We start from the raw sequence: 12,682 nt of genomic DNA on the forward strand, positions 1-12,682 counted from the left end.
TATTCTGAAGATGGAACAATAAAGACTATCAATGCAGATGCAAACACAATTCTAATTTTCTAAACTATAATTTAGGAGACTTAGATTTATTTTCTTACGATTATGAACGATAAGAAATTTGCGAACTTTAATGAGTTCTATCCTTTTTATCTCAATGAACATAAGACAATCATGTGCCGGCGTTTGCATGTTGTCGGAACCTCTTTAGCCTGTTTATGTTTACTCTTGTTCCTTTTTACCTGGAATTGGCTATGGCTTGTTCTCATGCTTGTTACAGGCTACGGATTTGCTTGGATCGGGCATTATGTGTTTGAAAAAAATAAACCAGCTACATTTCATTACCCGCTATACAGCTTAATGGGTGATTTTGTCATGCTTTGGCAGATTTTAAGTGGAAAATTAAAGTTCTAATTTTGGTTTTTCCTGTATTTTTGCGCAAATTTAGTCTAAATTGCAATTAAACTGCTCGTGCAAGGAGTGTGTCATGATACTTGAGAGTCCTGCATTCATCCATAATGCTTTTATTCCTCAAGAATATACTTGTAATGGGGTCAACCATTCACCCCCATTAATGTGGAAAGACGCACCCACAAATACCCAGTCTTTTGTTTTAATTATGGATGATCCTGATGCGCCAGCAGGATTATGGGTGCACTGGATTTTATTTAATATCCCCTCTGACTGCCATGAACTTAAAACAGGAATTGGTATTCCATCAAAAGCAATTAGTGCGCGAAATAGTTGGGGAAAAACAGGTTATGGGGGGCCTTGCCCGCCAAGTGGTACTCATCGTTATTTTTTCAAGCTCTATGCGTTGGATACCTTTTTAAATTTAGGTGAAGATGCGACGAAAAAAGAGATAGAGACCGCAATGCAAAATCATATTATTGGCCAGACTGAATTTATTGGCAGATACAGTCAATGAGTTATTCTGTAGCCTGGGTGTAATGAAGTGAAGCCCGGGTTACGGTCTTTCAGACCTTTGCTCAGGCTACTCCGAAACTGACGTCATTGAGCGTTGTTGTATTAAGAATTAAAATCGGGCAATGGTTAAACCACAACATTCTTTAGTTACTTCATTGAGATGCTCTACAACACTGCTTAGGCAACGCGTTAGCAAATATATTGGATTAAAAACAACCGCAGCGACAGCGGCGCAGGCTCCAATAACTCCCATAGTTGCATCGACAACCACATGGGCGGCGCATGATTTAAATGAGGAACATGTATTGGAACTGGCTGCAGACCTGGGGGCAAAAACGGCTAATAGCACAGCAGGCACAAGGAGTAATAAAGTAGCTGCCAAATAAAGAAAAGCTTTCAAAAAGAGTAATAATGCATTCACTCCTAACCAAATGGGATTATGGAGCGGGCGAACAAGTAAGTCAGTGAACTCACTTAGCTCATGAATGGGGTGAAAATAAGATGGTTGTGGAATGGGGATCAGCTGAGAGTATTTGCTTCTTAGGCTTGAGTGAGTATTCCAATGTGACTCTACTTTTGAAAAAAAACTAGCCATAACACATCCCTTTTTATTATTTTTTTGAGGGGCGTATCATGCCAATTAATAAAAAAAAAGAAAATAGTTTGATTTAAATTTTCTGTCATTCCTGCCTACGCGGGAGTGACAGAAAATTTAATATATCCATAAAAAAGAATGTTCGCGCCTTCGTCACCTCATCATGGAGAGCATCGGGATGGCGGAGCACTGTAAACACTTGCTAAACAACATGGTTGTTCAAAAAACTCTCGATATCTTATGCCGGAATTTTTCCACAAGCAATGCGATCACCACCGCCACCTAAAGGAGGGGTATCGCTATAATTATCTCCACCAGCATGAACCATTACGGCATGACCCTTAATATCTTGAGTCTTTAAACGAGGCGCCAATGTGGGGGTGTTTGCTGTTCCGTTACTATCAACAACGAGCACAGGTAGATCTCCCAAATGACCTTCGCCATATGGGCCAAGATGTTTATTAGTGTTCGCTGGGTCTAAATGGCTGCCAGCATTTTTAGCATGATCACCGCAATCAGGATGTTGATGGATGTGGAACCCACGAATGCCAGCAGGAAGTCCAGTCAATTGAGGTTTAATCAGTAAACCGTATTTACTGTCTTCAAAAGTAACTTTACCTATTGGGGTCCCATCTGTGGTAGATACATCACTCGTGACCGTATCTGCAGTGGCTATTGAGGCTGTAAATAAGACCAACGCCCCCATGATCATTTGTTTTTTTTGTTTGTTTTTCTTCATGGGGAAATCCTTTTTAGTGACAATTTTTTCATTCTAACATAGCATATTAGCAAGACATTATCTAAATATTGAATTTAAAAACGTAAATAATGATGGAAATTAAGTACGTCATTAAGGTTTGTTACTATGATTAAAAATTACTCAACACTTAATATAAGAACTGCTACATCAGAAGATGCCGAAGCTATAGCACAAATCCATATCTGCTCTTGGCAAAAAATGTATCGAGATTTTATTCCAGAAATTATATTACAAAATTTATCCATAAAAGAGCGAACTCAGCAATGGTATGATTTGATAAAACAGGGAGGGAATGTATTAGTTATCGAAGTAGACAATCAACTCGTTGGCTTTGCGAGCATTTGTTGTTTTCGTGATTTTAGCGCAGACAATACAATGGGTGAAATCAGTGCGATTTATTTACACCCGGACTATTGGCGAGTTGGATTAGGTACCAAATTATGCAAGGCTGCAATTTCTGAACTTGCAAACCAGGGATATAAAAAGATACTTTTATGGGTATTTGAGGACAATATTCAGGCACGCAAATTCTACGATGCCATAGGTTTTGAGGCTACAGACTCGACTAAGTTAGAAGAGTTTTATGAGGGTGGGGCGTTATTAAAGGAAGTGCTTTATCAGAAAGCTCTTTAAGCCCTCATCGAGCTCAAAATTTGAGTATATGTAGGTTCGTAGCCTGGGTGCAGCGCAGCGAAACCCGGAGTTCTGGATATAAACCTTTAAATCTGGGGCCTCTGCGTTGCACCCGGGCTACATATTAAATTAATTTAAGTACCACAAAATGTTTGATGGACTCGTTCGTGAGGTAAAGGCAAACCCTGTAAGTTTTCAGTATTTTTTTGCTGTTGAAAAGGGTTTTTCAATACACTTAAAAGAGCGTCCATTAACGTAGGGTCATTGTCTTCAATAAACGTGTTAATTGCATTTTCAACTAAGTGATTTCTTGGGATATATGCGGGATTTACTTGATTCATCCTGGTTTTTATTGCCATGAGATCCGCATTTTGGTGTTTTATGTGCTGCAACCAGTCAGAAACCCACCGTTCACTATTAGGCTGATTGCCCAATGTGTTTATTAACTCGTTCTGGCGGCTTCTACAGTCAATCGCTTGATTGAGAAGACGAAATGTATTGGTATAATCAGGTTTATGTTCTTGTAATAAGCCAAAGAAGTTTTTAATAAGTTCTAAGGTGTTCGCATTATCATCAGACAGACCTAACTTTTCGCTTATTTTTTTATTCCAGTATTGAGAAAAAACTGTGTTAAATGAGTCGAGAGTTTCTTGCAACTGTTGGGGGGCTTCGTTACTTTCAAATAAAGGCAAGAGAGTTTTGCCAAACTGCGCTAAATTCCATTTTGCGATAGAAGCTTGATTTCCAAATGCATAACGACCGGCTACATCAATGGAGCTATATACGGTACCAAAATCAAATTCGTCCATAAACGCACAGGGTCCATAGTCAATTGTTTCGCCGGAAATTGTCATATTATCCGTATTCATGACTCCATGAATAAAGCCTACACCCATCCATTCAGCGATAAGATGTGCTTGCCGATCCACGACCTGTTTAAATAATTCAAGATAAGGACTTTCGCAGGATAAAAGCTCAGGATAATGTCGTTCCAGAGCGTAATTCGCTAGAGATTTTAGTAAGTGACTCTCTTTTTGAGCAGCCGCATATTCAAAAGAACCAACGCGTAAACTACTGGAGGCAACACGAGTTAATACACCTAAAGGGACGGGGCCGTTTTGGCGATAGATTTGCTCTTTGCTTGCAATTGCAGCCAAACAACGGGTAGTGGGAATATTTAATCCATGCATTGCTTCACTGATGAGATATTCTCTTAATACAGCAGAAAGCGGGGCTCTGCCATCACCTGTTCGTGAAAACCTGGTTCTTCCTGATCCTTTGAGCTGAATATCCCATCGTGCTCCATCTTGACTGCGTATCTCGCCAAGTAATACAGCACGACCATCTCCTAAAAGAGGAACATAGTATCCGAATTGATGTCCTGCATAGGCTAAGGCAATACTTTTTAGGTGTGTGGGAACCGAGTTTCCGGCATAAAGAGATAGGCGCTCTTTTTCGGGGGTAGAAGGGGAGTTTGGCGCACAAAGAAAAGCAGCTAATTCATGGTTGAATTTGACTAAATAAGGATTTGCGATCGGATTCGGGGCGATCACTTCATAAAAATTAGAAGGTAATTTTAAGTAAGAACTGCGATGAATATAGGGAATCAAATTCAAGCCAACCCATAAAAATTGTATATTAAATGTTTAACAAAAATCCTTCAATGTGCACAGCAACTAGAATTTAAGAAAACCCAATAACTCTCCACCAAATTTTAGCGAGAGTCATTGCTGAATTAAAGGGAGCCTTTTATCTATTATAGCGCAGATGGAGTAACAGCTTATATAAACAATTTATGCACCATTCGTTATATCATGAGTCTGTCGAAAAATTCATTTTATTTTGGTTTATTGATTAACCGATAAATCAATAAAGCCGAACGTTGAGTTTGAGTTGTAAGCGAAGGAACGTCTAAGGTTTCATTCACAGAATGTGCTCCTGTGCCTACAGGGCCTAAACCGGCCAATGCACCATTTATCATAGAAGCAATGTGCGAAATATCACCTGCACCTCTCGTTCCTGGATCAAGAGGAAGTACCATTCCTTGCTCTAAGTCCTCACTGACTAAACTATATTGTCTTAATAAGGATTCGTTGGCAGCAGTAGGTGGCATACTTGGAATTCCATCTTGGAACTTAATGGAGGCTGTTGTTCCTGGCAGATGATCGGCAACAATATTGGTTATTTTTTCCTCGGCATCGTTTTTTTGCTCTTCGCTAATGAAGCGTAAGTCTCCATTTGCTACAGCAATTTTTGCAACGACATTGCTTTTGCCAAAGGCCTCGCCTTGAATATGATTATTCTTAACCGTAGTCCCACCTAAAATAAGGCCAGGACTAAATGATAAAAAACTCTCTCTACCAAGCTGCGTACGCATGGTATTTAAAATTCGTACTAATTCAAATGTCGCACCATAACCTGCTTTTTTTTGAAAAATTTCTGATGAGTGCGCTTCATTACCATGTGCTTCTAATGTCCAATGGCTTATGCCTCGGCGAGCAACAGTTGCAGTATCTGACGTAATTGCCCACTCAAAATCTAAAGCAACATCACACTTTTTTGCTGCATCGATTAAAGGTTTTCTTGAAATCGAAGTAGGTTTCCCAGAGTCTTCTTCATCACCAGTTAAAACAACAGTGATATTCGCATCATCTAGCGCTTTTGCCCCTTGCAACGCTTTTAATGCATAAAGAATGACAATTACTCCGCCTTTGTCATCAATAACTCCTGGCCCTGTTGCAACAGCTTTTTTCCGCTCAAAATGTTGAAAGGGGCTATTTTCAGGAAATACTGTATCAAGATGCCCAATTAAAAGCAGTTTTTTGCCTTTAGTTCCACTGCGCTCAGCAATTAAGGTTCCTGCTCGATGTAGTGCAGGCGGTTCATTAACCCAATACGTTTTAAATCCAAGCTGGTCTAATTGTTTGCGTACAATGTTCCCTACATGCCGAATTCCTGTAATGTTGGTAGTACCACTGTTTATATTGACTAATTGTTCCAATAATGACAGCTGTTCTTGAGACTGGGTGGTAATATATTGAGCTATATTTTTTTCTACTGGAGTGAGGTGAGCTGCGTTTGCTATTTGATTGAGTAATAGAAAAAAAACACAGGTGAGTTTTCTCATTATTTTGTTTCCAATAGTTGTGTTATGACCTGTAAGCAATCATACACTGCTTTAAAAAAGAGAAAACAGAAGTTATAAAATTTGATTCACTTTTTTGATGTTAAAAAATTGAGAGTAAGCGTACAGGGAAAATAACCTTGTTTTGCCGTCTCTGCAAGAGTTCGCTCACAGCAACTGGCAAGTGCTAAAAAATCCTGAGAGGTATCTCCTTGATGAAACAGGAAAGAAGCTGCAGCATGAAATAAGGTCAGACTTGAGACCAGTTTTTTGCTGTCAATCTGCCCACTCATCAGCGTCAAAACAGGAATCGTTTTTAGCTGTTGCTCTACTAGCTGAGCCACTGCATAATAATTTTGAAAAAGTTCTTCATTGTGTAAATAGTCGCACGCCTCTTTGAAATCAATAATCCCAAAATATTGGGCTGTTGTACTGAACCCGAGTTGTTTGAGTTGAGGAAAAATATACCATATCCAATGACTTTGTTTGCTACCGGCTCTGAGCTCATTATATGCCTGCTGGAAGGGCGTATACATTTCTTGGCCTTGTTGGGCTTTAATAAAGCGTTGAATGGTGCTCATCAAAACATCCTTTAATGAAAAACGCGTAAGATTTTTATACCACATCATTTTAATAAAAAAAAAGCCTGTGTTTTCCACAAGCTTTATTTCAAAGATGGTTTAAATTGCTATTTCAGAGCGCGCCTGTATTCAGCTTCTTGTAAGCGCTTAGCAAAATCCTCATCTGATTCACCTGACTTAGCTTTTTCTTTTTTAAGGCTCTCATCATCAAGTTTTGTAATTGTATTTTTCACTGTGGAAAATAAGCCCTGCGTTGATGCGGCTTCCATAAGCGATTTTATGTGTTGTCGATAACGCTCAACTTTTTCTGCTTTAGGTTGACTGCTTACCGTTGCGTTAAGAACGTGTTCTTGTTTTGCAGAGAGAGTTACCTCTCTTTTGGCTGCCTGTGGTTTAGCAGAGGGGCGTTCATCTGGTGTTTGTTCTTGACTAGAGACAGAGAGCTGCTCTACTTGAGTTGTCCAATGTGTATCACCTTCGTTATTTAACGTAACAGTAGGACGACCCTGGAGAGGTGCTCCATTCACTATAGGTTTAACAGCGTCTACTTGGATTACATTGAGATTTACCCTAAGCTGATCGGCTACTTCTTTTAAATCACTGTGGGTTGCCCATCGACCCTTCTCTTTAATCTTGTCTGCACCTTTTAAAATGACGGAGCGAGGGTTTGCTTCACGGCCGGACATTACGTCGTTGAGTAAGGCCGCTTTGACATGGGCATTTTCTATTGTGTGCGTTTCTGCTTCATTCAACGAGCTTTTAAGCTTTGGCTTCAGTGATTTGGCTGTTTGTTTTGCTAAGCTCAGAACTTCAGGTGATAAAGCTAATTCATTAAATTTGATTACCTTATCTAGGGCACCTTTTTTTGCATCCTCTTTTTTAAGGTAAAAATGTACTAACTCCATAAATTTATGGAATACAGATGTGCTTTCTACGTAGGTACCGCCACCCCTAATGGCTTCAACTTGTATTTGATCCAAAAGATGGGTTTTGTGTGCGTTTGCAGAAATACCTCTTAAAGACATTTGCAATTTATCTAAAATGTCTTTTTTATAAGCATAAGGCGAGTTGTATAACTTATTGATATCAATACTTAGAATGTCTTCCAAGCTTGTATTATTAAGGCCATTACGTTGCCACCGAGCAAAAGTTTCACTTTTTTTATGAAGCGCATATTCTTCTTGAATTATTTTGATTAAACCCACTGCGAACGCATAAAACCCGCAATCGCCACCGCCAGGATTATCGATTCTATAGGTCATTTTTATACTCGCATCAATGGTCCACTCTGAGTACATTATATAATAAAAACCTTAATTAAGTATTATGTCAATGATTTATTAATAGACAGGATGATTTTAATAAAATAAAATATGATCTCTTTTTATGCAAATTATAGTGCTTATCGAGTAAAAGGAGGTAAGGAAGATGAGTTTAGTTGAGAACAGGATTGTGAAAGCTTCTTTTAGAGAAAACCCCGTAGAGGAAAGAAAATTGTTTCCTCAATCCTCATGCCTTATGCCCATTAGTGTTGGACAAGCAATCCATGAAGGCGAAAAATTTGCAGCAGTAATTAAACTAATTAATACCTCATTTAAACAGTGTACCATCCTCGTGGATGATAGCGTGCAACGCCATACAATTGGCATTATGAACCATGCATCTTCCGATGAATTATACCAGCTTGCTGTAAAAGAAGGGGATGATTGGTTAAAGCGTAATGAAATGGCGTACAATCAATTAACCATACCTTTTGAGATCATGCGTTGGGATGATTGGTACAACAGTCAGAATTACATTAACGGCCACGTACGTGTCCAAAAAGAATATGATTCCAATGAATTATTCCGGCAAGCAATGCATGCCAACATTGATGATTTTTTAACGCGATATCTGAGCCGATTTTCTACGCAAGATGTTGATTCTGAACGAGCATTCCAACTTTGTCTTGATTATTTGATTGAAGAATGTTCCGTGATGTGTCTGTGGACAGAAAAGGCATACGATTTCGAAGTTTATCCTAGCGGCAGAAACAAAGCGATGGCTGCGACTTATGAATATTTAATTAAACCTCATTATCCAGACTATTTAAGACCTGTTGCCCTTCGCTTTAAAAAATATCCTGCAAAAGCAACAGAAGAGAACCTGAAAATAATGCAAAAAGCGGGTCATGAAAGTGAGTCAATTGGCGGTTTTTGAGTGTGTCTTTGAACTTCATCATCTCGAGTCTAACGAGAGAGCTCCAAGATATAGCACAGGACGGGCGTTGGGTTTTGTACATTTTGTAGGTGTTGGATTAATGAGAGGCGTTTGCGTTTACCCATTGTTTCATTTCAAAAGTCGTTTCATTGATTACCTTAAGCACCTGCTGATACAATTGCTCCAATAAATCGCGCTGCCCTGATTTCCAGTAGCGCTCAAGATATTGGCATGCTATTTTTATTCGAGTTGCGCCAACATATACTACGCCTCCCTTAATTTTATGAATAATTTTTTGAGTTTGTTCCCAGTCCCCTTGGGCATGTGCTTTTTTGAGCAACGCAATATCTTCGACAAGTGATTGATTGAGCATGAGATTGAGTATGTCGCAAAGTGTATCTTCTGTACCGGTAGTTTTAATTCCCTCTTCAACATCAAATATTGGGAATTGAGACAGCTCAAAAAGTTCTTCTACTGTTGCCGGTAAATCAAAAAGTCTATGTTCAGGGATTTCCTTTGCTTTTTGTATGGAAGGAATGAATGAGCTTAAAATATCACAACATTTTTTTTGTGTTAGTGGTTTACTAATTACAGCATTCATGCCCGACTCAATGCATCGTTGTTTGTTTTCCTCACCTACATGGGCTGTAAGTGCAATGATGGGAGTGTAATATTTTTTTGCAACTTCATGCACACGAATGTGATGGGTTACTTGATAACCGTCCATATCAGGTAATCCAACATCCATAAAAATCAAATCGTATTTATTTTTTTTCCATAGTTGTAATGCAGATTGTCCATCAATCGCTGTATCTACTTGACAGTGACATTCACTCAACATGACTTTTGCTACAGTTTGCGCCACAGAATTGTCTTCAACGAGTAAGATACGATGTTTTAATGATTTTGTTGATGGAGCTAGAGAAGAGGGGGTATTTACAGTATTTTGTTCAAGATGGTCAATCTTAGGCTCAAAATCTTTATCAATACCGGTTTCATCTTCTAAGAGTGCTGTTTTTAAGGGGATGATGCATGTGAACGTTGTTCCTTTAGCAACAGTACTCTCGACATATATTTCCCCATCTAATTCATCAATGAACTGTTTGATTACAGAAAGACCTAAACCTGCTCCTTTATAAATTCCTTTATAGGAAGGCGTTAAGCGTTTGAATTGCAAGAAAATTTCTTGTTGCTTGTCTTTGGGAATCCCCATGCCACTATCTTCCACGACAAATTTGATGACTACTTCACGGTTTTCTCGTTTCGCTAGTATGGCTATTAATTTCACAAACCCAGCATCTGTAAAATTTAATGAATTGGAAATCAGTTCGAGTAAAATTCTATGAATGCGAATGGGATCTCCGATAAAGAATCGTGGGATATTGGGGTCAAATTCTAAAGATAAAGTCAAACGCTTAGAGGACGCTTTGGCTTTATTCAAATCAATTACATGCTGAACTATTTTCTCTAAGATAAATTTTTTCCTCACTTTGGGAAGTTCACCAGAGCTTACATGAATCGCTTCGAGTACATCATCCATAAAATCAAGTAGGGCATGGCTTGAGGCAATCAGATTCTCTGCATATTCTTTAATTCTAGGACTTTCTGCTTCAGCTTTGATGATGTCGGTAAAGCCAACAATCCCAGAGAGCGGGGTGCGGATGTCGTGGCGCATATTCTCAAGAAACTCAGTTTTTGCCAGGCTCGCGGCTTCTGCTTTTTCTTTTGCAATCTTGAGTTCCGCTTCAATTTTTTTCCTGTCGGTGATATCAATGGAAATCCCCAATACACCTGTAATTTCCCCTCTTTTATTACGCATTGGCGATTTATGACTTAAGAAAATAGCATCTTTACCTTCTGTGAGTGCCTTTTCTTCAATAATCTCGGTTTCACCAGTTTGCATGATGTGCAGATCATTTTGACGAAATAATTCGGCTTGATTCTTACCCCATGGTAAATCAAAATCGGTTTTGCCTACGATTTCATAGCCAAATAGAAATCCTACGCTTTGAGCTTGTCGGTTATTACACCCTAAATAAACCCCGTTTTTATCTTTCCAGTAAACGTGTCCTGGCATATGGGCCAGAATGTTTTCCAAGGTGGATTGTGTTTGTTCTTGGCTCGACCAGAGATCAGCTTCTTGTTTCTTGCGATTGGTTATATTTAATGAGATACCAATAATACCAGTGACATTACCTTGTGCATCGTGCAGAGGTGTTTTCCTAGTTAATACGACTACGCGTTCTCCATTCGCGATGGTACCAATTTCCTCCAACTCCAATGGAGAATTAAGTGTCATTACTTTTAAATCATTATTACGAATCGTTTCTGCAGACGCAGCCCAAGGCATTTCAAAATCTGTTTTTCCAATTACAGATTTCATCCCAGTCATTTCCAACATCGCATCATTACAACCTAAATAAACTCCATTTTTGTCTTTCCAATAGATACTTCCTGGTAATGCTTTGATAATGCTTAAAATGACAGAGGAATTTTCTGCAGATGGAACTGGAGTAGGGGGTTCCTTGAAATGATTAGTTTTGATTTTATTACGTTTCTTTTCTGACATAAGTTGCTCTCTTTATTTTTAAAGTTATAGACCTAATATTCAACACGTACAAGACAAACAAGTCATATTTTTAAAAAATTTTTCAAAGAATTATCTTTCCTTGCTTAATGAGCTATCAGGGTCTTTAATAAATAAATGTTTGTTTACTTGGAGCCAAAATGTCTGTGAGTAAAGAATGCATTAAGCTGTTGCAAAACTTAGTGGATCAATATGGACAAGATGGAAAGAATGATAAAGACTACCCCTTGATCTATTCCTTATTAAAAGATTTGTTGTTTCTCGTGTTGCAACATAAAAAAGATCATAAAGACGAACGAATTATTGGTTTTCTCAGTACCTCTGCATTGATTTTGGATGAAAATTCCTGTTTTGCGCAGCAATGCAAATTATTTTTAATTGCCTATCAACAACTGACTCATGCTTTAGACTCAATGTTGGATGTTGAATTAAAGATTCAACCCGAACTAGATGAGTCATGGGGTAAGCAACTTGAATCAGAGCCCAATATCTCTCTTGGGGCTTCTCCTTTTTTTCTTGAGTTGCAAGAAGCTATTGCTCATAGGGCACGACGCATGGCAGAAAAAGAAACAAAAAATTGGGAAGCACCTAAGCTATAGCTTATGAACTACGCATCATTATTGGGTTACGGTAAGTTTCAAGTATAAGCCATGAGTGAATAACTTTTGGTTTTGTCTTTGAAACTTCACTTGGTCTATATACCCTATATCAAATGTGGCAGCTTTTGAGAGCTGCCTTTCTATACCCAAAAAGGCTCGGTTTTCAGCAAAAAATTTATCACTAACCCATATTGGATGATTGAAGTTCAAAAACACTTCATCGAAGGTTGAAAGTGAATATTTGGTATTCTGAAAAGGAATTTTAAGGGTAATTTGTTCCCGCAAACGTGTTGTCCAGTCGGAGTATAGAGTATTTTTTCGTTGCTCAAGGCGGGAACGATTGGATACATTAAATAATTTAGAGTGATAGAGTTTCCACAGAAATTGTTGCCACAATACATTTTCATGTGAAATAACGCCTTGAGTATTCTCTGATAAAAAATAGGCATACCCAATATAGGGTATAAAATTAGGGGTAATTTGATATCCAGCGCCGGAATAGATATGTGCTTCATCCATTCCATACCGATCATCAATTAGGATTAACTCGGTTCCACATAATATTTCCATTGTTTGTATTCATTAGAAAAGGGTCCAATAAAGATTCCGGTCAACCAAAAGGAACCGAAATTTTGTACATTTGCAAAAGCAGTTGAACAAACAACAATAGTGCATAATAA

General features: G+C 38.5%; 13 protein-coding genes. 5 read left to right on the top strand and 8 right to left on the bottom strand.

What is annotated here, in order from left to right:
• The first annotated feature begins 102 nt into the window (after positions 1 to 102).
• Both Lste_RS02130 and Lste_RS02135 read left to right on the top strand, forming a co-directional pair.
• Complete coding sequence (locus tag Lste_RS02130; RefSeq protein WP_058509440.1) at positions 103 to 411, top strand: Mpo1-like protein; 309 nt, start codon at positions 103 to 105, stop codon at positions 409 to 411.
• Between the two features lie 73 nt (positions 412 to 484).
• Complete coding sequence (locus Lste_RS02135; RefSeq protein ID WP_058509441.1) at positions 485 to 925, top strand: YbhB/YbcL family Raf kinase inhibitor-like protein; 441 nt, start codon at positions 485 to 487, stop codon at positions 923 to 925.
• A 108-nt stretch (positions 926 to 1,033) separates the two neighbouring features.
• On the opposite strand, the gene Lste_RS02140 is transcribed toward Lste_RS02135, so the two are convergent.
• Positions 1,034 to 1,519 (bottom strand): hypothetical protein, encoded by a 486-nt coding sequence (locus Lste_RS02140; protein WP_058509442.1) that lies wholly within the window; start codon positions 1,517 to 1,519, stop codon positions 1,034 to 1,036.
• 238 nt (positions 1,520 to 1,757) lie between these two features.
• Complete coding sequence (locus Lste_RS02145; RefSeq protein ID WP_058509443.1) at positions 1,758 to 2,258, bottom strand: superoxide dismutase family protein; 501 nt, start codon at positions 2,256 to 2,258, stop codon at positions 1,758 to 1,760.
• A 126-nt stretch (positions 2,259 to 2,384) separates the two neighbouring features.
• Between Lste_RS02145 and Lste_RS02150 the strand changes: the two genes are divergently transcribed.
• On the top strand, positions 2,385 to 2,912 hold the full coding sequence (locus tag Lste_RS02150) for a GNAT family N-acetyltransferase (protein WP_058509444.1): 528 nt from the start codon (positions 2,385 to 2,387) through the stop codon (positions 2,910 to 2,912).
• A gap of 134 nt (positions 2,913 to 3,046) precedes the next feature.
• On the opposite strand, the gene Lste_RS02155 is transcribed toward Lste_RS02150, so the two are convergent.
• The 4 genes from Lste_RS02155 to Lste_RS02170 form a co-directional block, all read right to left on the bottom strand.
• Positions 3,047 to 4,528 (bottom strand): protein adenylyltransferase SelO, encoded by a 1,482-nt coding sequence (locus Lste_RS02155; RefSeq protein ID WP_058509445.1) that lies wholly within the window; start codon positions 4,526 to 4,528, stop codon positions 3,047 to 3,049.
• 221 nt (positions 4,529 to 4,749) lie between these two features.
• On the bottom strand, positions 4,750 to 6,039 hold the full coding sequence (locus tag Lste_RS02160; protein WP_058509446.1) for a M20/M25/M40 family metallo-hydrolase: 1,290 nt from the start codon (positions 6,037 to 6,039) through the stop codon (positions 4,750 to 4,752).
• Between the two features lie 86 nt (positions 6,040 to 6,125).
• The gene (locus tag Lste_RS02165) at positions 6,126 to 6,617 is read right to left on the bottom strand and encodes a DUF1810 family protein (RefSeq protein WP_058509447.1); all 492 of its coding nucleotides are present in this window, start codon (positions 6,615 to 6,617) and stop codon (positions 6,126 to 6,128) included.
• A 107-nt stretch (positions 6,618 to 6,724) separates the two neighbouring features.
• On the bottom strand, positions 6,725 to 7,915 hold the full coding sequence (locus Lste_RS02170; protein ID WP_237760402.1) for a hypothetical protein: 1,191 nt from the start codon (positions 7,913 to 7,915) through the stop codon (positions 6,725 to 6,727).
• 130 nt (positions 7,916 to 8,045) lie between these two features.
• Between Lste_RS02170 and Lste_RS02175 the strand changes: the two genes are divergently transcribed.
• Positions 8,046 to 8,816, top strand: a complete 771-nt coding sequence (locus Lste_RS02175; RefSeq protein ID WP_058509448.1) for a hypothetical protein — start codon at positions 8,046 to 8,048, stop codon at positions 8,814 to 8,816.
• Positions 8,817 to 8,913: 97 nt separating this feature from the next.
• On the opposite strand, the gene Lste_RS02180 is transcribed toward Lste_RS02175, so the two are convergent.
• On the bottom strand, positions 8,914 to 11,385 hold the full coding sequence (locus tag Lste_RS02180) for a PAS domain-containing sensor histidine kinase (protein ID WP_058509449.1): 2,472 nt from the start codon (positions 11,383 to 11,385) through the stop codon (positions 8,914 to 8,916).
• 158 nt (positions 11,386 to 11,543) lie between these two features.
• On the opposite strand from Lste_RS02180, the gene Lste_RS02185 reads away from it, so the two are divergent.
• The gene (locus Lste_RS02185) at positions 11,544 to 12,002 is read left to right on the top strand and encodes a hypothetical protein (protein ID WP_058509450.1); all 459 of its coding nucleotides are present in this window, start codon (positions 11,544 to 11,546) and stop codon (positions 12,000 to 12,002) included.
• 18 nt (positions 12,003 to 12,020) lie between these two features.
• Here the strand turns inward: Lste_RS02185 and Lste_RS02190 are convergent, their stop codons facing one another.
• On the bottom strand, positions 12,021 to 12,572 hold the full coding sequence (locus Lste_RS02190) for a DUF2490 domain-containing protein (RefSeq protein WP_058509451.1): 552 nt from the start codon (positions 12,570 to 12,572) through the stop codon (positions 12,021 to 12,023).
• Between the last annotated feature and the right edge of the window lie 110 nt (positions 12,573 to 12,682).

The sequence above is a fragment of the Legionella steelei genome, assembly GCF_001468005.1.
GTDB lineage: Bacteria > Pseudomonadota > Gammaproteobacteria > Legionellales > Legionellaceae > Legionella > Legionella steelei.

Coding starts and splice junctions, on each gene's coding strand:
- Lste_RS02130 (WP_058509440.1), top strand. CDS start 103: ATGAACGATAAGAAATTTGCGAACTTTAATGAGTTCTATCCTTTTTAT.
- Lste_RS02135 (WP_058509441.1), top strand. CDS start 485: ATGATACTTGAGAGTCCTGCATTCATCCATAATGCTTTTATTCCTCAA.
- Lste_RS02140 (WP_058509442.1), bottom strand. CDS start 1,519: ATGGCTAGTTTTTTTTCAAAAGTAGAGTCACATTGGAATACTCACTCA.
- Lste_RS02145 (WP_058509443.1), bottom strand. CDS start 2,258: ATGAAGAAAAACAAACAAAAAAAACAAATGATCATGGGGGCGTTGGTC.
- Lste_RS02150 (WP_058509444.1), top strand. CDS start 2,385: ATGATTAAAAATTACTCAACACTTAATATAAGAACTGCTACATCAGAA.
- Lste_RS02160 (WP_058509446.1), bottom strand. CDS start 6,039: ATGAGAAAACTCACCTGTGTTTTTTTTCTATTACTCAATCAAATAGCA.
- Lste_RS02165 (WP_058509447.1), bottom strand. CDS start 6,617: ATGAGCACCATTCAACGCTTTATTAAAGCCCAACAAGGCCAAGAAATG.
- Lste_RS02170 (WP_237760402.1), bottom strand. CDS start 7,915: ATGTACTCAGAGTGGACCATTGATGCGAGTATAAAAATGACCTATAGA.
- Lste_RS02175 (WP_058509448.1), top strand. CDS start 8,046: ATGAGTTTAGTTGAGAACAGGATTGTGAAAGCTTCTTTTAGAGAAAAC.
- Lste_RS02180 (WP_058509449.1), bottom strand. CDS start 11,385: ATGTCAGAAAAGAAACGTAATAAAATCAAAACTAATCATTTCAAGGAA.
- Lste_RS02185 (WP_058509450.1), top strand. CDS start 11,544: ATGTCTGTGAGTAAAGAATGCATTAAGCTGTTGCAAAACTTAGTGGAT.
- Lste_RS02190 (WP_058509451.1), bottom strand. CDS start 12,572: ATGGAAATATTATGTGGAACCGAGTTAATCCTAATTGATGATCGGTAT.